21 protein-coding genes and 1 pseudogene are annotated in these 19,123 nt (G+C 63.4%); 16 read left to right on the top strand and 6 right to left on the bottom strand.

The window, feature by feature from the left end:
• Positions 1-51: 51 nt before the first annotated feature.
• Entirely contained in the window at positions 52-354 is a 303-nt protein-coding gene (locus JG743_RS10985) for an accessory factor UbiK family protein (protein WP_202300215.1), read from the bottom strand.
• A 182-nt stretch (positions 355-536) separates the two neighbouring features.
• Here JG743_RS10985 and JG743_RS10980 point away from each other — a divergent pair, with 182 nt between their 5' ends.
• From JG743_RS10980 to JG743_RS10950, 7 genes are all read left to right on the top strand, one after another.
• The gene (locus tag JG743_RS10980; protein WP_202300214.1) at positions 537-770 is read left to right on the top strand and encodes a BrnA antitoxin family protein; all 234 of its coding nucleotides are present in this window, start codon (positions 537-539) and stop codon (positions 768-770) included.
• Positions 771-882: 112 nt separating this feature from the next.
• A complete protein-coding gene (gene lgt, locus JG743_RS10975) occupies positions 883-1,737 on the top strand; it encodes a prolipoprotein diacylglyceryl transferase (protein ID WP_202300213.1) in 855 nt (284 codons plus the stop codon).
• On the top strand, positions 1,734-2,804 hold the full coding sequence (locus JG743_RS10970) for a class I SAM-dependent methyltransferase (RefSeq protein ID WP_202300212.1): 1,071 nt from the start codon (positions 1,734-1,736) through the stop codon (positions 2,802-2,804). The genes lgt and JG743_RS10970 overlap by 4 nt, the downstream gene beginning before the upstream one ends.
• A gap of 98 nt (positions 2,805-2,902) precedes the next feature.
• Positions 2,903-3,697 carry a peptidoglycan editing factor PgeF gene (gene pgeF / locus JG743_RS10965; RefSeq protein WP_202300211.1) on the top strand — a complete coding sequence of 265 codons (795 nt, stop codon included), beginning with the start codon at positions 2,903-2,905 and terminating at the stop codon, positions 3,695-3,697.
• A complete protein-coding gene (locus tag JG743_RS10960) occupies positions 3,697-4,848 on the top strand; it encodes a M24 family metallopeptidase (RefSeq protein WP_202300210.1) in 1,152 nt (383 codons plus the stop codon). Before pgeF ends, JG743_RS10960 begins: the two co-directional genes overlap by 1 nt.
• A gap of 54 nt (positions 4,849-4,902) precedes the next feature.
• Positions 4,903-5,511, top strand: a complete 609-nt coding sequence (locus JG743_RS10955; RefSeq protein WP_202300209.1) for a hypothetical protein — start codon at positions 4,903-4,905, stop codon at positions 5,509-5,511.
• A 153-nt stretch (positions 5,512-5,664) separates the two neighbouring features.
• Entirely contained in the window at positions 5,665-6,600 is a 936-nt protein-coding gene (locus JG743_RS10950) for a ribose-phosphate pyrophosphokinase (protein WP_202300208.1), read from the top strand.
• Here the strand turns inward: JG743_RS10950 and JG743_RS10945 are convergent, their stop codons facing one another.
• On the bottom strand, positions 6,601-7,161 hold the full coding sequence (locus tag JG743_RS10945) for a dihydrofolate reductase family protein (RefSeq protein WP_202300207.1): 561 nt from the start codon (positions 7,159-7,161) through the stop codon (positions 6,601-6,603). It abuts the gene before it with no gap.
• 116 nt (positions 7,162-7,277) lie between these two features.
• Positions 7,278-8,147: an AraC family transcriptional regulator gene (locus JG743_RS10940; protein WP_202300206.1), complete on the bottom strand. Its 870-nt coding sequence runs from the start codon at positions 8,145-8,147 to the stop codon at positions 7,278-7,280.
• 111 nt (positions 8,148-8,258) lie between these two features.
• Between JG743_RS10940 and JG743_RS10935 the strand changes: the two genes are divergently transcribed.
• Positions 8,259-9,503, top strand: coding sequence for an MFS transporter (locus tag JG743_RS10935; protein WP_202300205.1), 1,245 nt, complete (start codon positions 8,259-8,261; stop codon positions 9,501-9,503).
• Between the two features lie 143 nt (positions 9,504-9,646).
• Positions 9,647-10,561: an alpha/beta fold hydrolase gene (locus JG743_RS10930; RefSeq protein WP_202300204.1), complete on the top strand. Its 915-nt coding sequence runs from the start codon at positions 9,647-9,649 to the stop codon at positions 10,559-10,561.
• Positions 10,562-10,636: 75 nt separating this feature from the next.
• Here the strand turns inward: JG743_RS10930 and JG743_RS10925 are convergent, their stop codons facing one another.
• Positions 10,637-11,479 (bottom strand): alpha/beta fold hydrolase, encoded by an 843-nt coding sequence (locus JG743_RS10925; RefSeq protein WP_202300203.1) that lies wholly within the window; start codon positions 11,477-11,479, stop codon positions 10,637-10,639.
• Between the two features lie 151 nt (positions 11,480-11,630).
• Between JG743_RS10925 and JG743_RS10920 the strand changes: the two genes are divergently transcribed.
• Positions 11,631-12,089 carry a MarR family winged helix-turn-helix transcriptional regulator gene (locus JG743_RS10920; protein WP_202302566.1) on the top strand — a complete coding sequence of 153 codons (459 nt, stop codon included), beginning with the start codon at positions 11,631-11,633 and terminating at the stop codon, positions 12,087-12,089.
• Here the strand turns inward: JG743_RS10920 and JG743_RS10915 are convergent.
• A pseudogene (locus tag JG743_RS10915) lies at positions 12,053-12,723 on the bottom strand (glutathione S-transferase family protein). The gene JG743_RS10920 and the pseudogene JG743_RS10915 sit on opposite strands and share 37 nt — an antisense overlap.
• Before the next feature lie 338 nt (positions 12,724-13,061).
• On the opposite strand from JG743_RS10915, the gene JG743_RS10910 reads away from it, so the two are divergent.
• The 4 genes from JG743_RS10910 to corA all read left to right on the top strand — a co-directional run bounded on the left by JG743_RS10910 (position 13,062) and on the right by corA (position 16,794).
• A complete protein-coding gene (locus JG743_RS10910; protein WP_202300202.1) occupies positions 13,062-13,703 on the top strand; it encodes a 50S ribosomal protein L25/general stress protein Ctc in 642 nt (213 codons plus the stop codon).
• A gap of 22 nt (positions 13,704-13,725) precedes the next feature.
• Positions 13,726-14,442, top strand: a complete 717-nt coding sequence (gene pth / locus JG743_RS10905) for an aminoacyl-tRNA hydrolase (RefSeq protein ID WP_202300201.1) — start codon at positions 13,726-13,728, stop codon at positions 14,440-14,442.
• Positions 14,443-14,537: 95 nt separating this feature from the next.
• On the top strand, positions 14,538-15,641 hold the full coding sequence (ychF, locus tag JG743_RS10900) for a redox-regulated ATPase YchF (protein WP_202300200.1): 1,104 nt from the start codon (positions 14,538-14,540) through the stop codon (positions 15,639-15,641).
• A 178-nt stretch (positions 15,642-15,819) separates the two neighbouring features.
• Positions 15,820-16,794: a magnesium/cobalt transporter CorA gene (gene corA, locus JG743_RS10895; protein WP_202300199.1), complete on the top strand. Its 975-nt coding sequence runs from the start codon at positions 15,820-15,822 to the stop codon at positions 16,792-16,794.
• 89 nt (positions 16,795-16,883) lie between these two features.
• Here corA and JG743_RS10890 read toward each other — a convergent pair whose 3' ends face one another.
• The gene (locus tag JG743_RS10890; protein ID WP_202300198.1) at positions 16,884-17,792 is read right to left on the bottom strand and encodes a DUF6602 domain-containing protein; all 909 of its coding nucleotides are present in this window, start codon (positions 17,790-17,792) and stop codon (positions 16,884-16,886) included.
• Positions 17,793-18,055: 263 nt separating this feature from the next.
• On the opposite strand from JG743_RS10890, the gene JG743_RS10885 reads away from it, so the two are divergent.
• Both JG743_RS10885 and JG743_RS10880 read left to right on the top strand, forming a co-directional pair.
• Positions 18,056-18,517, top strand: coding sequence for a MaoC family dehydratase (locus JG743_RS10885; protein ID WP_202300197.1), 462 nt, complete (start codon positions 18,056-18,058; stop codon positions 18,515-18,517).
• Entirely contained in the window at positions 18,514-18,984 is a 471-nt protein-coding gene (locus JG743_RS10880) for a MaoC family dehydratase (RefSeq protein ID WP_202300196.1), read from the top strand. Before JG743_RS10885 ends, JG743_RS10880 begins: the two co-directional genes overlap by 4 nt.
• The last annotated feature ends 139 nt before the right edge of the window (positions 18,985-19,123 follow it).

Genomic DNA, 19,123 nt, shown 5'->3' with positions numbered 1-19,123 from the left:
ATTCACGGCAAAGCGCTTTTTCGGATTGTGCTTTGTGGAAAAGTTTAACGATTATTTTTTCGTTTTGGCCTTTGCCGCCGCCGCTGGTGCGGCCTGGCCGGTGAGTTCGGCAAGCCTGGCCTCGAGCGCCTCGATGCGGGCGGCGAGCAGGACGTTGTCCTCCCTCGCCTTCACGGCCATCTCGCGCGCAGCCTCGAATTCCTCGCGCTGCACCACATCCATGGAATTGAGGATGCGCTCCGCCTGGCCCTTGAAGGCCGTCTCCACCTCGCGCCGCACGCCCTGCGCGGCGCCGGCGGCGTCCGTCATCAGCTTGGCGAATTCATCGAGAATGCGGTTCGGTCCGGTCGACATGGCAAATCCTCGCTTGCTCGATTTGACGTAGTGGCGCGCGGCGCGGAATGCAAGAACGTTGCGGTGGCTGCGGCATCGCACCTCGCCGGCCTAGCCTGTACGTGATGGCGCCACGTCGCCTATTGTAGTGCTTTCAACTCGACTTGCGTCAAGCACGAGTCGCTCTCAGTCAGGGTCAACCAATGGCAACGCCCCCGCGCCGACCGACAAATCCGATGGCAGCCGCGGAAGCTGCCTTCAAGCCGGTCAAAAAACCGGCGGCCCCAATTCGCGAACCCTCGGCCGCACCGAACGTCAGAGAGCTTGTTTCGATCAGGATCGATCGAGCCGTGCTGGACCACTTCCAGGAAGATGGTCCTGGCTGGCAGGACAGGATCAACGACGCTCTAAGGCAAATGGTCGCCGGCAAGCCTTGAGGCTGAGCTCCACCATCTGCAGCGGCCAAGGCAACCACCACCTTGCCTTGACCCTGCCAAAACCCTGCCGCATGGTCCGCGCCCGAAACCAGACCCTACGCGGGAGACCCTGTTGAGCGAATATTTCCTGTTGCCGCTGGCCTCCCTGCCCTTCCCCAACATCGATCCGGTCATCGTCCAGATCGGGCCGCTGGCGGTGCACTGGTATGGCGTCGGCTACATAGTCGGCATCCTCTTTGCCTGGTGGTACGCCAAGCGCCTCGTCACCAATGCAAGGCTCTGGCCCGACGGCGCCTTGCCGATGAAGCCGGAGGATCTCGACGATTTCATCGTCTGGGCGGCGATCGGCGTCGTGGTCGGCGGGCGCAGCGGCTATGTGCTGTTCTACGACCTGCCGCGCTACATCGCGCATCCGCTCGATATCGTCGCCGTCTGGCAAGGCGGCATGTCGTTTCATGGCGGCCTGCTCGGCGTCATCCTCGCCATGACCCTGTTTTCCTTCAAACGCGGCATCCGCACGTGGACGCTGTTCGACGTCGTGTCGGCCGGCGTGCCGGTCGGGCTAGGCCTCGTGCGCGTCGCCAACTTCATCAACTCCGAGCTCTGGGGCCGGCCGACCGACGTGCCATGGGCCGTCGAGTTCCCCAATGGCGGCCCGTTTTCGCGCCATCCGAGCCAGCTCTACGAGGCCCTGCTCGAAGGCCTGGTGCTGTTCCTCGTCCTGCGTTTCCTCACCCATTCCCGTTTCAAGCTGAAGACACCGCGCTTCGTCGGCGGCGCCTTTATCTGCGGCTACGGCCTGTCGCGCATCTTCGTCGAGTTCTTCCGGGAACCCGACCAGCAGCTCGGCTATCTGCTCGGCACCAACTGGCTGACCATGGGCATGATCCTGTCCACGCCCATGGTGCTGGCCGGCATCTGGGCGATGGCCACCGCCAGGCCGGCGACGCAACCGCAAGCGGCATGACACGGCTGAAGACCCGCATCGTCGATCTCATCGGCGCGGTGGGGCCGATCCCTGTCAGCGAATACATGGCGCTGTGCCTGTTCGACCCGCAGGACGGCTACTACACCACGCGCGAGCCTTTCGGCGCGGCGGGCGACTTCGTCACCGCGCCGGAGATCAGCCAGATGTTCGGCGAGCTGGTTGCCGTCTGGCTCTACCAGGCCTGGCAGGCGGCCGGCCGGCCGCTGCCCGCCACCGTCGCCGAGATCGGCCCTGGCCGCGGTACGCTGATGAAGGACATGCTGCGCACCTTTTCGCGCCTCGATCCCGCTTTCGCGGCCGGCGCCAGCTTCGCCATGATCGAGACCAGCCCGCGCCTGGCCGAGATCCAGCAGCGCGCGCTTGCCGACCAGCCAGTGCGGCTCGAATGGCACGAAACCGTCGAAACGTTGCCGAAGGCGCCACTCTTCATCGTCGGCAACGAACTGTTCGACGCCGTGCCCATCCACCAGTTCGTCCGCGGTGGCGCCGGCTGGCGCGAGCGGATGATCGGCCTTGACGATGACGATGGCCTGCGCTTCTTCGCCGGCGCCGGCTCGGTCGATCCGTCACTGTTGCCCGACGACGCCAAGGATGCGCCGCAAGGCGCGATCGTCGAGATTGCGCCGGCCCGCGCTGCGCTGATGGGAACCATCGCCGAGCAGATAGCGGGCCACGGCGGCGCCGGCCTTTTCATCGACTACGGTTATCTCCGGCCCGGCATCGGCGACACGCTGCAGGCCCTGCGCAGGCACGATCACGACAACGTGCTGGCCAATCCGGGCGAAGCGGACCTGACCGCGCATGTCGATTTCGCTGCCCTGACCGCGACCGCCCGGGCGCACGGCCTGGATATCGAAACGACCACGCAGGGCGATTTCCTGCTCGGCATGGGCCTGCTCGAACGGGCGGGATTGCTGGGCGCCACGGCGGATGGAAAGTCGCGGCATGCCATTTCCGACGCCGTCGAGCGGCTGGCAGGACCCGATGCGATGGGCAAGCTGTTCAAGGTCCTGAAAATCCTGCCAAGGGCTAGCCCCGTCTCTTGAGCGAAGGCGGCCGGCCCGGTTGCGAACCCTGTCGCGCAACGGGCTCTTGTCCGAACTTCACCTTGACGAAATCGCCGGCGCGGACAACAAACCCATCCATGCTCAATCAGACCAAACCGGATCCTGTTCGCTCACCCTTGCTCGACGCGGCGAAAGCCAGGGGCATCCGCCACGGCTACTTCACCCGCATCGGCGGCGTCTCCGACGGCATCTATCGCGGCCTCAACATCGGCACCGGTTCGAATGACGATCAGGAGCGCGTCATGGAGAACCGGCGCCGCGTCGCCGAATGGATGGGAGTGCCGGCCAACCATCTGCTGACCGCGCATCAGGTCCACTCGCCCGATGTCGTGATCGCCAGGGAGCCGTTTGCCGGCCCTCGTCCCTTGGCCGACGCCGTCGTCACCGACCGGCCGGGCATCGCCGTCGGCGCCTCGACGGCCGATTGCGGGCCGGTGCTGTTCGCCGACGCCGAGGCGCGGGTCGTCGGTGCCGCGCATGCCGGCTGGAAGGGCGCCTTCGCCGGCGTGCTCGAGAACACTGTTGCCGCGATGGAAAGCCTCGGCGCCCGCCGCGAGCGCATCGTCGCTGTCCTGGGACCATCGATCGGACCCGATAATTACGAAGTCGGCCCCGAATTCATCTCGCGTTTCGTCGACGCCGATGCCGGCAACATCAGCTATTTCGCGCCATCGGCCAAACCCGGCCATGCGCTGTTCGACCTCAACCTCTACACGGTCGACCGGTTGAGAAAGGCAGGCGTCACCGCCGAGGGTCTCGGCCGCTGCACTTACACTGAAGAAGACCTTTTCTATTCCTACCGGCGCACCACCCATCGCAAGGAAGCGGATTACGGGCGCCAGGTTTCAGCAATTGTTTTGGAGAAAGAATAATGGCGCTGCACTTCGAACGATCGGAATTCGACGCGCGGCGCGACCGGCTGATCATCGAGATGACGGAGAAGAAGCTCGACGCCGTGCTTCTGTTCGCGCAGGAGAGCATGTACTGGCTGACCGGCTACGACACGTTCGGCTTCTGCTTCTTCCAATGCCTGGTGGTCAAGGCCGACGGCTCGATGACGCTATTGACGCGCTCGGCCGATCTCAGGCAGGCGCGCCACACCTCGATCATCGACAACATCGTCCTGTGGACCGACCGCGACGGCGCCAACCCGGCGATCGACCTGCGCAACCTGCTCAACGAGCTCGACCTGCTCGGCGCCCGCATCGGCGTCGAATACGACACCCATGGCCTGACCGCCTACAACGGCCGCCGCGTCGATGAGCAGTTGCAGACCTTCGGCCAGATCGCCGATGCCTCGGGCATCGTCGGCCGGCTGCGCCTGTTCAAGAGCCCGGCCGAGATCGCCAAGGCGGAAAAGGCGGCCAGCCTGTCCGACGACGCGCTGGATGCGGCCCTGCCGCTGATCAAGCAGGGCGGCGACGAGGCGCTGATCCTCGCCGCCATGCAGGGCGCGGTCTTTGCCGGCGGCGGCGACTACCCGGCCAATGAATTCATTATCGGCTCGGGCGCCGACGCGCTGCTTTGCCGCTACAAGGCCGGGCGCCGCAAGCTGACCAAGAACGACCAGCTGACGCTCGAATGGGCCGGCGTCTTCCACCATTACCACGCACCGATGATGCGCACGGTGCTGACCGGAAAGGCCTCGAAGCGCCACCAGGAGCTGTTCGATGCCTCGCGCGCCGCCCTTCTGGCGGCGGAGAAGGCAATGACGCCCGGCAACACCTTCGGCGATGTCTTCGACGCGCATGCCCGAACGCTCGAAGCCCACAATCTGACCAAGCACCGGCTGAATGCCTGCGGCTACTCGGTCGGCGCCCGCTTCACCCCGTCCTGGATGGACATGCCGATGTTCTATCAGGGCAATCCCGAGCCGATCGCGCCCAACATGACGCTGTTCGCCCACATGATCATCATGGACTCCGAAACCGAGACGGCGATGACCCTTGGCCGCACCTACCTCACCACCGAATCGCAGCCGAAGCCGCTGTCGCGCCATGATCTCGACTTGATCGTACAGTGAATCCATAATGGCAGGTTCGCGAGGGGCGTTCTTCGCCAGGGAGTTTTCAGGCAGATGAGACGATCGCAGGTGACGACCGTGTCATTGCTTGCCGCGTTGGCGCTGGCCGCCTGCACCAATGCCAAGGACGTGCTGGAACCCTCCGCGATAACCCCGCCCGCGACCTCCGCGCAGACGCTGCCGGCCACCCAGAGCGACACGGCGACCACGACCGTGCCGGCGCCCTCGACGGCAGCCCCGGCTGCCTCATCGCCGGCGCCTGCCGCGTCCGGCCAAAGCGCCGCCGTCCTGTCCAAGACCCGGCTGCAGGTGGCGCCGATCGTCGGCGCCTCGGTGGAAGCAGCCGCGCCACTCACGGCCGAGCTTCAGACGCGCGCCAGGCAGCGCGGAATCACGCTCGCCGGCAGCACCGACCAGACAGCCACGCATGTGCTGAAGGGCTATTTCTCGGCGATTTCGGAAGGCAGCGACACCACGGTCATCTATGTCTGGGACATCTACGACCCCTCGGGCAACCGGTTGCACCGCATCAACGGCCAGCAGAAGGCGCCTTCGATCAAGGGCGGCGACGGCTGGACGGCGGTCGCGCCGGCAACCATGCAGGGCATCGCCGACCAGACGATCGACCAGTTCGCCGCATGGCTCGGCGGACAGGCCGGCTGAGCTGTTGCCGGCTTTCATCGCCTGCGGCGTTTTTGACCTTAGCCGACGGATTCCGGATGACGAGGCTTGCAATACCGGCACGGGCCGCTAAAAGCCCGCTAAAAGGCTCATGAGAGTCTGTCCGGTCTCTCCCTCCTCCACCAGGAACGGTGCATGAAGCTTTTCGCGGGCAATTCCAACAGGGTGCTGGCCGAAGCGGTCGCCCGCTATCTCAACGTCCCGCTGGGGAAGGCCAGCGTCCGGCGCTTCGCCGACCAGGAGATCTTCGTCGAGATTCAGGAAAACGTGCGCGGCGAGGATGTCTTCATCCTGCAGTCCACCTCCTTCCCGACCAACGATCACCTGATGGAACTGCTCATCATGATCGATGCCTTCATGCGCTCCTCGGCCCGGCGCATCACGGCGGTCATCCCCTATTTCGGCTATGCCAGGCAGGATCGCCGCGCTTCCGGCCGCACGCCGATCTCGGCCAAGCTGGTTGCCAACATGATCACCCGCGCCGGCGTCGACCGCGTGCTGACGCTCGACCTCCATGCCGGCCAGATCCAGGGCTTTTTCGATATCCCGACCGACAATCTGTTCTCCGTGCCGGTGATGGCCCGCGACGTGAAGGCGAAATACAAGCAGCTCGCCAATGTCGTCGTCGTCTCGCCCGACATTGGCGGCGTGGTGCGGGCACGGGCGCTCGCCAAGCGCTTCGATGCACAGCTCGCCATCGTCGACAAGCGCCGCGAACGTCCGGGCGAATCCGAAGTCATGAACATCATCGGCGCGGTCGCCGGCAAGGATTGCCTCCTGATTGACGACATCGTCGATTCCGGCGGTACGCTGTGCAACGCCGCCGATGCACTGCTCGCCAACGGCGCCACCAGCGTCACCGCCTACATCACCCATGGCGTGCTCTCGGGCGGCGCCGTTGCCCGCATCGCCGGTTCGAAACTGCAGGAACTGGTGATCACCGATTCCATCCAGCCGACTCAAGGCGTGCTCGACGCCCCCAACATCCGCGTCATCTCGATCGCCGACCTGATGGGCGAGGCGATCTCGCGCACCGCGACCGAGGAGTCGGTGTCGAGTCTGTTCGACTAGTTACGAACCAGCCGGCGCGTAGCGCATCAGCGTCACGCCCTGTGCAAGGCTCTGCGTGCCGAGCGGCTTCAAGGCCAACGACAGGCCGGCCAGAAAATATGGCTTGCCGCCGCCGAGCACGACTGGATGCACATAGAGCCGGTACTCGTCGATGAGGCCTGCGCGTGCGAGATGCGCGGCAAGCTCCGCGCCGGAGACGGAGATTTCGCCATCCGTTTCGGCCTTCAAGGATATTGCCGCCGCCTCGACATCGCCCTTCTTCAGCCGGGCATTAGGCCCGACCTCTCGAAGCGTTGTCGAAAACACGATCTTCGGCGTCTCTTGCCAAGCGCGGGCAAAATCCCGCTCCACCTCGTCAGGGGAAGTCTCTCGCTCCGGACTGTCCCAGAAGCGCATGGTTTCATACATCCTGCGCCCGCACAGCGCGATCGATGTCCGCCTCATCTCGTCGTTGAAATGCCGGTGCAATTCTTCTTCGGGGATCGGCAAGTCAATGTCGCCGCTCCGCCCGGCGATGTAGCCGTCCAGCGACGTCAACATGGCATAGACGATCGTGGCCATCGGACTCCTCCCTTTGTCATCTCGCAAACAACCATAACTGATTGCATCTTGCAATCAGTTATGGAAGATGCACTGAATTCAGACGGAGGTCACGGCGTCAGCTCGACGCTGCCGCCTCAAGCGGCAATGGGACCGCCGACGCGGCGCAGGGCTCCACCGGCATCGCGCGCGCCGCGCATATAGCCGCGCGGCGAGGTCCCCAGCATGCGCTTGAACATGGTGATGAAGGCCGGCACGCTGTCATAGCCGAGGTCGAGCGCCACCCTGGTGATCGGCTCGCCGTCGGCAAGCCGCGGCAGCGCCGCGAACAGGCAGGCCTGCTGGCGCCAGGTCGACAGCGACAGCCCGGTCTGGCGATGGAACGCGCGGGTGAAGGTGCGGCGGCTCATGCCGGCTGCGTCCGCCCATTCGTCGATCGTTGCATGCGGCGAGGGAGAGGCGACGAAGCGCCGGCAAAGCGCCGCCAGCCTCGCATCCGACGGGAAAGGCAGGCCAAGCGGCCGTTCCGGCAGGTTCGGGATCTCATGCAGCAACAGTCCCATGATTAGCCCGCCGCGCCCTTCCAGCTCACCTCCTTGCGGCAGCTTTTCCGATTCCACGATCAGGCTGTGCATCAATTCGGTGATGCCGACGACACGCAATCCTTCGGGCAGCCCGGCAATCGCGTTCGGCATCACATAGACCGAGCGCATCGAGACGTCGCCCAGCATCTCGACGGAATGCTCGATACCGGCGGGAATCCACATCGCGTGGTCGGGCGGCACCATCCAGCGCCCGTGTTTGGTCGTCACCAGCACGACGCCGACAAGCGCATGCAGGAGCTGGCAGCGGCTGTGGCGGTGCTGCGGCACGTGATAGCCATCCGGATACTCGGTCGGCAGCGCCACCGCCGGGCCGACGGCCTCCTCCAGCCACTGCCAGCGGCTCTGGTGCAGGCGCCCCAGTTCTGCGGCGTCGCCCTTGAAAATTTCCCTGCCATGCGGCATCGGCTATGGCCCACTTGCGAAACTATTGGACCAAACCACGAAAGAAGTCGCGTTGCAACCGTCCTATAAGGCTGCCTGCGGATCGCCGCCAAGAAGACCACGGAGCATGCCTTGACCGACACCACAGCCACCGCCGTCGCCACATCGGCGCCGGCCAGCCACACTTCGGCGCAAGCGACGGCCTTCACCGTCATTCTTGCGGTGAGCTTCTGCCACTGCGTCAACGACATCATGCAGTCGCTGCTGTCGGCCATCTATCCGCTTCTGAAAGACAATTACGGCCTCGACTTCTGGCAGATCGGGCTTCTGACCTTCACCTTCCAGGTGACGGCGTCGCTGCTGCAGCCGGTGATCGGCATGGTGACCGACAAGCGGCCGATGCCCTATTCCTTGCCTTGGGGCATGGCCTCGTCGCTGGTCGGGCTGGTGGTGCTGGCGCATGCCGGCCACTACTGGCTGCTCCTGATCGGCGCCTCGCTGATCGGCATCGGCTCGGCCATCTTCCACCCGGAATCCTCGCGCATCGCCCGCTTCGCGTCGGGCGGCCGCTTCGGACTCGCCCAGTCGCTGTTCCAGGTTGGTGGCAATTTTGGCCAGGCGATGGGACCTCTGCTCGCCGCCTTCATCGTCGTGCCTTTCGGCCAGGCCAGCATCTCCTGGTTCGCCGTCGGCTCGCTGATCGGCATCATCGTTCTGTGGCAGGTCGGCAGCTGGTACAGCCGGCTGCGCGCCTCGCTGGCCAGCCGCAAGCAGGCAAGCTTCGTCTCGCCCTTCCCGCGCCGCAAGGTCATGTGGGCGCTGGCGGTGCTGACCTTGCTGGTGCTGACCAAGAACGCCTACATCGCCTCGATCTCCAGCTACTACACCTTCTACGCCATCCATAAGTTCGGCGTTTCGGTGCAGATGTCGCAGGTCATGCTGTTCCTGTTCCTCGGCGCCTCGGCGCTGGGCATCCTGCTCGGCGGCCCGTTCGGCGACCGTTACGGCCAGAAGGCGATGATCTGGTTCTCGATCGTCGGCGTGCTGCCCTTCACGCTGGCGCTGCCTTACGCCAACCTCGAATGGACGATGGTGCTGACGGTGCTGATCGGGCTGATCCTGTCGTCGGCCTTTTCCAACATCGTCGTCTTCGCGCAGGAACTGGTGCCTGGAAGGGTCGGCTTGATCGCCGGTATCTTCTTCGGCTTCGCCTTCGGCATGGGCGGCATCGCCGCCGCCGTGCTCGGTGTCGTCGCCGACGTGAAAGGCATCGACTTCGTCTACCAGATCTGCTCGTACCTGCCCCTGCTCGGCCTGCTGACGGTGTTCCTGCCCAACATGAAGGAAGCCAGGAAGGCCCAGGCGGCGACCCGCTAAAAGTCAGCTCATCTTTCGGATGTGATGCGAGGGCGCGGCATTTGCTGCGCCCTCTTTTATTCTTCGCCATACGCCGGGTGAAAAGCCTGCTACGAGAAGGCATCGCTGAAGGCTTGGGGCCTCCGACGTCTCTGGAGAATGATATGCGCAAGATCGTGTTGGCCGTGTTGGGTGTGCTTCTTGTTTCCGTGCCGGCCATGGCACGCATCGTTCCTTTTCCACCGGGTTTCAAGACGCGGTCCGTCGAAACCAACGGCACCAAACTCTATGTGCGCGTCGGCGGAAAGGGTCCCGCGGTCGTGCTGCTGCACGGCTTTGCCGATACCGGAGACATGTGGGGCGCGGCGGCGGTGGCGCTTGCGAAGGACCACACCGTCATCGTGCCGGACTTGCGCGGCATGGGGCTGTCCGCCCACCCGGACGTTGGCTACACCAAGAAGAACCAGGCAGTCGACATCGCTGGCGTGCTGGATGCCCTGAAGATCGACAAGGCCGATCTGGTCACGCACGACATTGGCAACATGGTCGGCTATGCACTGGCCGCGCAATATCCCAAGCGCATCACCAGATGGGTCATCATCGATGCGCCGCTGCCCGGCATCGGCGACTGGGAAAAGATCAAGCAAAGCCCGCTGCTTTGGCACTTCAACTTCCGTGGCCCGGACATGGAGCGGCTGGTCGCGGGGCGCGAGCGCATCTATCTCGACCGCTTCTACAACGAGCTGTCGGCCGACCCCAAGAAAATCGACGAGGCAACGCGCAAGCACTACGCCAAACTCTATGCCCGCCCGCATGCGATGCATGACGCTTTCGAGCAGTTCAAGGCCTTTGACCAGGACGCGATCGACAACCAGGCGATGCTCGCCACCGGCGGCAAACTGACCATGCCGGTGCTGGCAGTTGGCGGGGAAAAATCCGCCGGCACCACGCAGGCCGATACCCTGCGGCTTGTTGCGACCGATGTCACGGGCGGCATCGTGCCCGCCTCCGGCCACTGGATCATGGAGGAAAACCCCGACGCCACCGTCAAGCTGATCACTGGTTTTCTCGCCAAATAGGCCGGCGGACATTTCGATGAAAGCACAAGGCACCCGCCTGACGGCGGGTGCCTTGCCTGTTCCAGGTGGACAGTATTAGGCCTTGAAGAAGGCCAGCAGGTCAGCGTTGATGATGTCGGCATGGGTCGTCGCCATGCCGTGTGGAAGACCCTTGTAGACCTTGAGCTCGCCCTTCTTGAGCAGCTTGATCGAGAGAAGCGCGGAGTCCGCGATCGGCACGATCTGGTCGTCGTCGCCATGCATCACCAACACCGGTACGTCGATTGCCTTCAGATCCTCGGTGAAGTCGGTTTCCGAGAAAGCCTTGATGCAATCATAATGCGCCTTGGTGCCGCCCATCATGCCCTGGCGCCACCAATTCTCGACGACCGCCTGCGAGACGTTGGCGCCGGGACGGTTGAAGCCGTAGAACGGACCGGCCGCAACATCGTGGAAGAACTGGGCGCGGTTGGCGGCCTGGGCGGAGCGGAAGCCGTCGAACACCTCGATCGGCAGGCCGCCGGGATTGGCCGCGGTCTTGAGCATGATCGGCGGCACGGCGCCGATCAGCACCGCCTTGGCGACGCGACCGCCAGCTCCGTACTTGGCAACATAGCGTGCCACCTCGCCGCCGCCGGTCGAATGGCCGACATGGATGGCGTTCTTGAGGTCGAGATGCGCAGCGAGTTCGGCGACATCGGCGGCGTACGTGTCCATCTCGTTGCCGGTATCCGTCTGGGTCGAACGGCCATGGCCGCGCCGGTCATGAGCGATGACGCGGTAGCCCTTGGATAGGAAGAACAGCATCTGGGCGTCCCAGTCGTCGCTGCTCAATGGCCAGCCGTGATGGAAGACGATAGGCTGGCCGGTTCCCCAATCCTTGTAGAAAATCTCGGTTCCGTCCTTGGTGGTGATCGTGCTGCTGCCGGGCTTGGTCATCTCAATCTCCATTGAATATTTTCGCGATAATCAATATCGCGACAACGATGTGGTTAGCGCAGATCGAAACCCCTGTCCACAAAAAATATATATCGCGATATCATTTTTCGTGGTAAATATCGAAATGCTCAGTCGGCAAAAGGAATTCGCCGTGCCTCTCCCGTTGGACAATCAGCTCTGCTTCGCCCTCTACGCCACGAGCATGGCGATCAACCGCACCTACAAGCCCATGCTCGACGAGATGGGGATCACCTACCCGCAATATCTCGTGCTCAACGCCCTGGGAGAGGCGGACGGCATGTCGGTCGGCGCGATCGCGCGCAGGCTGGCGCTGGAATCGAGCACTGTCACGCCATTGGTCAAGCGCATGGAGCAGGCGGGGCTGGTGAGCCGCCGGCGCAACCAGGCGGACGAGCGCCAGGTGCAGGTCGATCTGACCGCCGCCGGGCGGGCGCTGCTCACGCAATGCAACTGTCTGGGTGAAACGCTTATCGAGCGCTCCGGGATGACATTCGCCGAGATCGATACCCTCACCCAGAAGGTCTGGGCTTTGCGCGAGGCGCTCGGTGCCGATCAGACCGCGGTCCCGGACCGACCGTCAGAGATGTAACTCTTCACGCGCGGCAATGGCGGCGCCTCGAGTCCCCGGAAAGGGTCGCGCCATGCATCGATCGCCTCGAGTTGATCATACCAGCGGCGTATCGACGGATAGTCGTCGAGCGGTAGCCCGGCAGCGTCGTTGAAAGGCAGGAACGTCGCCATGCGAAAGTCGGCATAGGAGACGGAATTTCCGACCAGCCACTCCCTTTGCGCGAGCACGGGGTCGAGGATGGCGGCAGCCGCGTGGAAAACCCTGAACCCCTCATCGACCAGGGCCTGGTCGATAGGACCAAGCCCCAACGCTGCTTCGTGCCGCGCTCGAAATGCACCATGTCGCAGCCTCTGGTGAAGTTTTCCTTGCCCCAGCTTATCCAGCGGATCATGTCCGGCTCATCGTCCCCGCCGCGCCAAAAATTCGAGCCCACCTCGCGGGAGAGTCGGCAGGCGATGGCGTCCGCCTCCCACAGGCTCCATCCGGAGCCGACCAGTATCGGCAAGGTCAGATTTGGGTTGAGCACGCGATAGCGCTCGGCCTGCCCCGATGCCATGGGTGAGGCGAATTCGAACGCAACGTCCGCCTTGAGATGGCGCGCCGTCGCGACTCCGAGGCGAGGATTGGGATTGCGGCTGAACAGGAGTTTCATATCGGATCCTCACGGATTGGTTGAGACAACTGCCGCAGGACGATTGAAGCTTGACCGACGCTACATCCGGACAGACGGACTTTTTTGACTGTATGCTTTCGACATTGGAAATGTCGTGAAAGCCTTCCAGACCAACCGCTTGCGCCTGCGCCCGCCTTCCGCTATAGAGCCGCCACCCGCGTAGACACCCTTGGAGGCAACGCGGCGGAAGGCCGGCGGGCCTGTATGATCCCCAAACCGATTTTGGACCGGATCGTGCACGGTCATGGCGGCTTTCGACGTTTACGGCCGGGCCCTGGCCCACTGTGAACGCTCCATAACACGCGAAAGGAAATGCCATGAGCCACGATACTTACGAGCTCAAGGCCGAAGCGCGCGAACAGGTCGGTAAGGGGTCCGCCCGTGCAGTTCGCCGCAACGGTAAAGTGCCTGCAGTTATTTACGGCGACAAGCAGCCTCCCCTGGCGATCGCCCTCAACTACAAGGACGTCTACTACAAGATCCATGGCGGCGGGTTCCTGACCACGATCGCCACGATCGACGTCAGCGGCAAGAAGATCCAGGTCCTGCCGAAGGACTTCCAGCTCGACCCGGTCAAGGATTTCCCTGTCCATGTCGACTTCCTGCGCATCGGCAAGGACACCGAGGTCAATGTCGACGTGCCCGTCCACTTCATCAATGAGGACAAGTCGCCCGGCATCAAGCGCGGCGGCGTGCTCAACATCGTGCGTCACGAAGTCGAGTTCCACTGCCCGGCCAATGCGATCCCGGAATTCATCACCATTGATCTCACCGGCACGGATATCGGCGATTCGATCCACATCTCGGCGGTTGCCCTGCCTGCCGGCGTCAAGCCGGTCATCGCTGACCGCGACTTCACCATCGCGACCATTGCCGGCTCCTCGGCGATGAAGCCGGAGGTCGAAGAGACGGCCGAGGCTGCAGCGCCCGAAGCGGCTCCGGCCGCCGAAGAGAAGTAATCTTTCCCGCCCGGAGACGACGATGCTTGTGTTCGCAGGCCTCGGCAATCCGGGCGCGAAATATTCCGGCAACCGGCACAATGTCGGCTTCATGGCGGTGGACGCGATTGCCCGCCGCCATTCCTTTTCGCCCTGGTCGAAGAAATTCCAGGGCCTGATCGCCGAAGGCACGCTCGCCGGCGAGAAGATCCTCCTGATCAAGCCGCAGACCTTCATGAACCTGTCCGGCCAGGCGGTCGGCGAGGCGCTGCGCTTCTACAAGCTGGACCCTTCCGCGCTCACCGTTTTCTATGACGAGATCGACCTTGCCGCCGGCAAGGTTCGGGTCAAGGTCGGCGGCGGTTCCGGCGGCCACAACGGCATCCGCTCGCTCGACGACCACGTCGGCAAGGCCTATCGCCGCGTGCGCATCGGCGTCGGCCATCCGGGCGTCAAGGAAATGGTGCACGGCCATGTGCTGGGCGATTTCGCCAAGGCGGACCGCGAATGGCTGGAGGTCTTGCTGGGCACGATGGCCGACGATGCCGCACTCCTTGCCAAGGGCGACGACAATTCCTTCATGAACCGCGTGACGCTCGCCCTGCGCGACAAGCTGACGCCAACCGGCGATGACGATCGCCCGCCACCCAAGGCGCAAAGCCATATTCGCCAGGCAAGGCCGCAGCAGGCTCCGGCCAAGCTTCCCGAAACTGGCCCGATGGCCGCCATGCTGAAGAAGCTGTTCGGCGGCAAGGGCTGAACCGGCGCGCGATCGCGCCGAAGGGCTTGACCTTTGTCGCCCCTATCGCCCATAGCCCTGATCAAATTTCGCTTTCCCGATAGGACTGGACAAAAATGGGTTTCAAATGCGGCATCGTCGGCTTGCCTAATGTCGGCAAGTCGACGCTCTTCAACGCGCTGACCAGGACGGCGGCGGCGCAGGCCGCCAACTATCCGTTCTGCACCATCGAGCCAAACACCGGCGAGGTGGCGGTGCCCGATCCGCGCCTGCAGAAGATAGCCGCCATCGGCAAGTCAAAGGAGATCATCCCGACCCGCATCTCCTTCGTCGACATTGCCGGCCTGGTGCGCGGCGCCTCCAAGGGCGAAGGGCTGGGCAACCAGTTCCTCGCCAACATCCGCGAGGTCGACGCCATCGTCCACGTACTGCGCTGCTTCGAAGACGACGACATCACCCATGTCGAGGGCCGCATCGATCCCGTCGCCGACGCCGAGACGGTCGAGACCGAGCTGATGCTGGCCGACCTCGACAGCCTGGAGCGCCGTATCGTGCAGATCCGCAAGCGCGCCGGCAGCAAGGACAAGGAAGCGACCACCGTTTTGCCGATGATGGAGGCCGCGCTCGAGCTGCTGCAGGCAGGCAAGCCGACCCGCATCCTGCTCAAGGGCATTTCAGCCGAGGACCTGCGCATCCTGCAGGGGCTGAACGTGCTCACCTCCCATCCGGTGCTCTATGTCTGCAACGTCGCCGAGGCGGACGCCGCCACCGGTAACGAGCACACCAAAGCGGTGGAGAAGATGGCCGCCGCGCAGGGTGCCGGCACGGTGGTGATCTCGGCGGCGATCGAGGCAGAAGTCGCCCAGCTTTCCGACGAGGAGGAAATGGAGTTCCTTGCCTCGCTCGGGCTCGACGAGCCGGGCCTCAACAAGGTGATCCGCGCCGGTTACGAGCTCCTCCACCTGATCACCTATTTCACCGTCGGGCCGAAGGAGACGCGCGCCTGGACGATCCACAAAGGCGATAAGGCCCCGCAGGCGGCCGGCGTCATCCATACCGATTTCGAGCGCGGCTTCATCCGCGCCCAGACCATCGCCTACAACGACTTCGTCACGCTGGGCGGCGAAGTGGCGGCCAAGGAGGCGGGCAAGGCGCGCGACGAAGGCAAGGAATATGTCGTCCAGGACGGCGACATCATGCTGTTCAAGTTCAACACCTGACAGTCGCGGTTTCGCGCGTCCGGCACGGTCGCGGCCCTTCCGGCCGCCTCCGCTGCCTGTCTTGACCTCATGATGCCACAGGTCTAATCGGCTGGTGCTCGCGGGCTCCTCGAAGCCCATGCAATCCTGACGACGCTTCGAACGAAAATCTCTTCGATCCAGCAAGGGAGATCCGGCGATGATCAAGGCCTTCGTCGTGGACAATGATCGGCTGCGTCTAGTCGATGACCTTCTGGCAAATGGCGACAGGGTCGTCTGGGCCGATCTTTTCAATCCGACCAAGGAGGAAGAGGCCGCCATCGAGAGCTGGCTCGGCGTCGCCATCCCGACGCGCGAGGAGATGGAGGAGATCGAGATCTCCAGCCGCCTCTACATCGAGGACGGCGCCTATTTCATGACCGCGACGCTGCCGGCCCAGACCGAGGCCGACGACCCGCTGATGTCACCGGTGACCTTCGCGCTGGCCGGCAGCCGGCTGGTGACCGTGCGCTATCACGAGCCGAAGGCCTTCAAGACCTTTCCGTTGCGCGCCGAGAAGGTGGCGACCGGCTGCACCAGCGGCGACACCGTCCTGATCGGCCTGCTGGAGGCGATCGTCGACCGCCTCGCGGACATCCTGGAGCGCGCCGGCCGCGACGTGGAAGCGATCTCGCGCGATATCTTCGAGGCGAGGTCGACCAAGGTCTCCAAGCGCAACCGCGACTTCCAGGAATTGCTCAAGGCCATCGGCCGCAAGGAGGACATCGCCTCCTCGATCCGCGACAGCCTGATCTCGCTGCAGCGGCTGGCCGGCTTCCTCGCCCATGTCGCGACGCAGACCAAGATGAGCAAGGACATCCGCGCCCGCATCAAGACCCTGTCGCGCGACGTGCTGTCGCTCGCCGACCACGCCACCTTCCTGTCGCAGAAGATCTCGTTCCTGCTCGACGCGACGCTCGGCATGATCTCGATCGAGCAGAACGCCATCATCAAGATCTTCTCGGTCGCCGCCGTCATCTTCCTGCCGCCGACACTGGTCGCCTCGATCTACGGCATGAATTTCGACATCATCCCCGAGCTAAAATGGGAGCTCGGCTATCCCTTCGCCATCGGCATGATGGTGCTGTCGGCGATCCTGCCCTTCTGGTACTTCCGCCGCCGCGGCTGGCTCTGACCGCTTTCCATCGCCGCCCCGAGGGGGGAATGGCTTACCAGAAAGGGCTTAAATCGCTGCCGGGCTACATCACGCTGCGCACGTCAGTTTCAACCCCCCTCCCGAGGGCTCCACGCAGGGCTATCGCCGGATGAAAAAGTCTCCCAGGTCGCGAACGAACGGTAGTGTTGCAGATCCACCAGTTCGAATGCGTCTCGCCTGTAAAAGTATGTGTCAGGGAGAGGGATACTGGAGCCATCCTTTTCAACCTTGAGCGGAACCACCGGAAGCATCGAACTTAGCCGTTTGGGCAACTCCATTAGAAAGTGCCAAAGCCCATTTTCTTTGATGGCCGACACTCGCTGCTCCGGCTTTCGATAGGCCTCATGTTCCAGGAACAGTCCGCTGTCCTCGTTCAAAACGCAAAGCCCGTGCACATGAGCGTGCTCCACCTCCTTCGTGATGTCCTGAAACATCTCCGCTAGTGTCTCGTCAGCCGGGCCCTCGTACCCGAAAACAAAAAATCGCGGAGGTAGGTCCGATGATTTTCTCTCGTATTGCACCGACCTCTTCCGTTCGGCAGGCAATTGCCGAAGGTATTTCTTGTTTGGCTCTCCATTTGGAGTCCTACACATCTTTCGTATGTCAAGGCAGTTAACGAAAGCACTTTTGAGATTGTCTCTCTTTATTTTGGTCTTTACCTCGATAACGCCGTACACCATTTCGATTGGGTAGATTTGCCATGCTTCGGAGGAGTAGAACGGTGCGTTGTTGAGCGCATCGTAGACAATGATGTCACACTGTGGGCTCATCCTTCCGTTTTCGCCACCCGAGACAAGGAAGCCAGTTCCTATCCCGAATCTCGCCGGCAGGTACCTACGTAGCATCCGAACAAGATGGGTCTCATTCAGGCGTCCGATCTCACCAGGATGGGACGCGAGTGAGCTGAAGAACTCTTTCTCTGTTCGCAGCTGAGCAATGTTCCCGGCCATCAACTTATCGACATCAAACAATCCCATAATAATATCCTCCCTGTGGGCCGTTCTACGGCAGGTGCTTTGCCCAAGGCTAGAGCGCACTTGCGGATCTTGCCCGGCTAGGCTTCGCCATCGGCCATGTGTGGATGTCGCTTGCCCTTCTGGTATCTCCGCCGCCGCGGCTGGCTCTGAGCGCAGGCGCGGCGTCAGCGGCCTTTGGTTGGCTTGCGAGAAAAGGGCTTGACCAAATCGCCGCCGGCCTGCATCCGGGTTGCCCGATCTTTAGGATTAATCGGATTGCCGACATGACCGCAAAGACCTGGGCCTATGAGGACTTCGTCGAGGGCGCCTCGCTCGACCTCGGCACCAAGCTGGTGAGCGCTGCCGAGATCGTCGAATTCGCCAGCGAGTTCGATGCCCAGCCGATGCATCTCGACGAAGCCGCCGGCAAGGCCAGCATCCTCGGCGGCCTGTCGGCTTCGGGCTGGCACACCTGCGCGATGTTCATGCGCATGCTGTGCGACGCCTTCCTGCTCGATTCGACGTCGCAAGGCTCGCCCGGCATCGACCACGTCAAATGGAAGAAGCCGGTCCTGGCCGGCGACACGCTCAGCGGCGCGGTCACCGTGCTCGCCAAGCGCCAGTCCAAGTCGCGGCCCCAGCTCGGCCTCGTCTCCATGCGCAGCGAACTGTTCAACCAGCGCGGCGAAAGCGTCTTCGAGCTTGAGAACACCGGCATGTTCCTGACCCGGGAGGCCGCGGCGTGACCCTCGACGAGTTCTTCCTCATCGGCCATACCGTCACGCTAGGCTCGCATAAATTCGAGCCGGACGAGATCAAGGCTTTCGCCCGCAAATACGATCCGCAGGTCTTCCATGTCGATGAGGTGGCGGCGAAGAAGAGCGTGCTCGGCGGCCTATGCGCCTCTGGCTGGCACACCGCCGCCACCTGGATGAAGTACAATCTGGAAAAGCGGATGGAGACCGAGGGCGTGCGCTGGACGGGGCCGGGTCCGCAGCCCGAATTCGGCCCCTCGCCGGGCTTCAGGAACCTGAAATGGCTGAAGCCGGTCCATGCCGGCGAGACCGTGACCTTCACGCGCACCGCGCTCGCTCACCGCCCGCTTGCCCGGCGCCCCGGCTGGAACCTGCTCACGCTGCGCTGCGAAGCCTTCGATACAACCGGCGGCAAGGTCATCGAGTTCGACAGCGCGGTGCTGGTGAAGGTCGGGTAGTGCTGCCTCCCCTTCTCCCCCTGTGGGAGAAGGTGGCCGAGCGAAGCTCGGTCGGATGAGGGGTGTTCCAGCTTGGCGACACGGTCATCCAAAATCGAAGGTCCGGTGCACGGCGAGAGGGTCTCCAGCGCCTCGTTTC

It is taken from the genome of Mesorhizobium sp. 131-2-1 (assembly GCF_016756535.1).
In the GTDB taxonomy this organism is placed as follows: Bacteria; Pseudomonadota; Alphaproteobacteria; order Rhizobiales; family Rhizobiaceae; genus Mesorhizobium.
This window is presented reverse-complemented; position numbering and strand designations above follow the sequence as displayed.

Bases quoted from the DNA above. Each gene is read 5' to 3' on its own strand.
- JG743_RS10985 (WP_202300215.1), bottom strand. From the start codon at position 354: ATGTCGACCGGACCGAACCGCATTCTCGATGAATTCGCCAAGCTGATG.
- JG743_RS10980 (WP_202300214.1), top strand. From the start codon at position 537: ATGGCAACGCCCCCGCGCCGACCGACAAATCCGATGGCAGCCGCGGAA.
- JG743_RS10970 (WP_202300212.1), top strand. From the start codon at position 1,734: ATGACACGGCTGAAGACCCGCATCGTCGATCTCATCGGCGCGGTGGGG.
- pgeF (WP_202300211.1), top strand. From the start codon at position 2,903: ATGCTCAATCAGACCAAACCGGATCCTGTTCGCTCACCCTTGCTCGAC.
- JG743_RS10960 (WP_202300210.1), top strand. From the start codon at position 3,697: ATGGCGCTGCACTTCGAACGATCGGAATTCGACGCGCGGCGCGACCGG.
- JG743_RS10955 (WP_202300209.1), top strand. From the start codon at position 4,903: ATGAGACGATCGCAGGTGACGACCGTGTCATTGCTTGCCGCGTTGGCG.
- JG743_RS10950 (WP_202300208.1), top strand. From the start codon at position 5,665: ATGAAGCTTTTCGCGGGCAATTCCAACAGGGTGCTGGCCGAAGCGGTC.
- JG743_RS10945 (WP_202300207.1), bottom strand. From the start codon at position 7,161: ATGGCCACGATCGTCTATGCCATGTTGACGTCGCTGGACGGCTACATC.
- JG743_RS10940 (WP_202300206.1), bottom strand. From the start codon at position 8,147: ATGCCGCATGGCAGGGAAATTTTCAAGGGCGACGCCGCAGAACTGGGG.
- JG743_RS10930 (WP_202300204.1), top strand. From the start codon at position 9,647: ATGCGCAAGATCGTGTTGGCCGTGTTGGGTGTGCTTCTTGTTTCCGTG.
- JG743_RS10925 (WP_202300203.1), bottom strand. From the start codon at position 11,479: ATGACCAAGCCCGGCAGCAGCACGATCACCACCAAGGACGGAACCGAG.
- JG743_RS10910 (WP_202300202.1), top strand. From the start codon at position 13,062: ATGAGCCACGATACTTACGAGCTCAAGGCCGAAGCGCGCGAACAGGTC.
- pth (WP_202300201.1), top strand. From the start codon at position 13,726: ATGCTTGTGTTCGCAGGCCTCGGCAATCCGGGCGCGAAATATTCCGGC.
- ychF (WP_202300200.1), top strand. From the start codon at position 14,538: ATGGGTTTCAAATGCGGCATCGTCGGCTTGCCTAATGTCGGCAAGTCG.
- corA (WP_202300199.1), top strand. From the start codon at position 15,820: ATGATCAAGGCCTTCGTCGTGGACAATGATCGGCTGCGTCTAGTCGAT.
- JG743_RS10890 (WP_202300198.1), bottom strand. From the start codon at position 17,792: ATGGGATTGTTTGATGTCGATAAGTTGATGGCCGGGAACATTGCTCAG.
- JG743_RS10885 (WP_202300197.1), top strand. From the start codon at position 18,056: ATGACCGCAAAGACCTGGGCCTATGAGGACTTCGTCGAGGGCGCCTCG.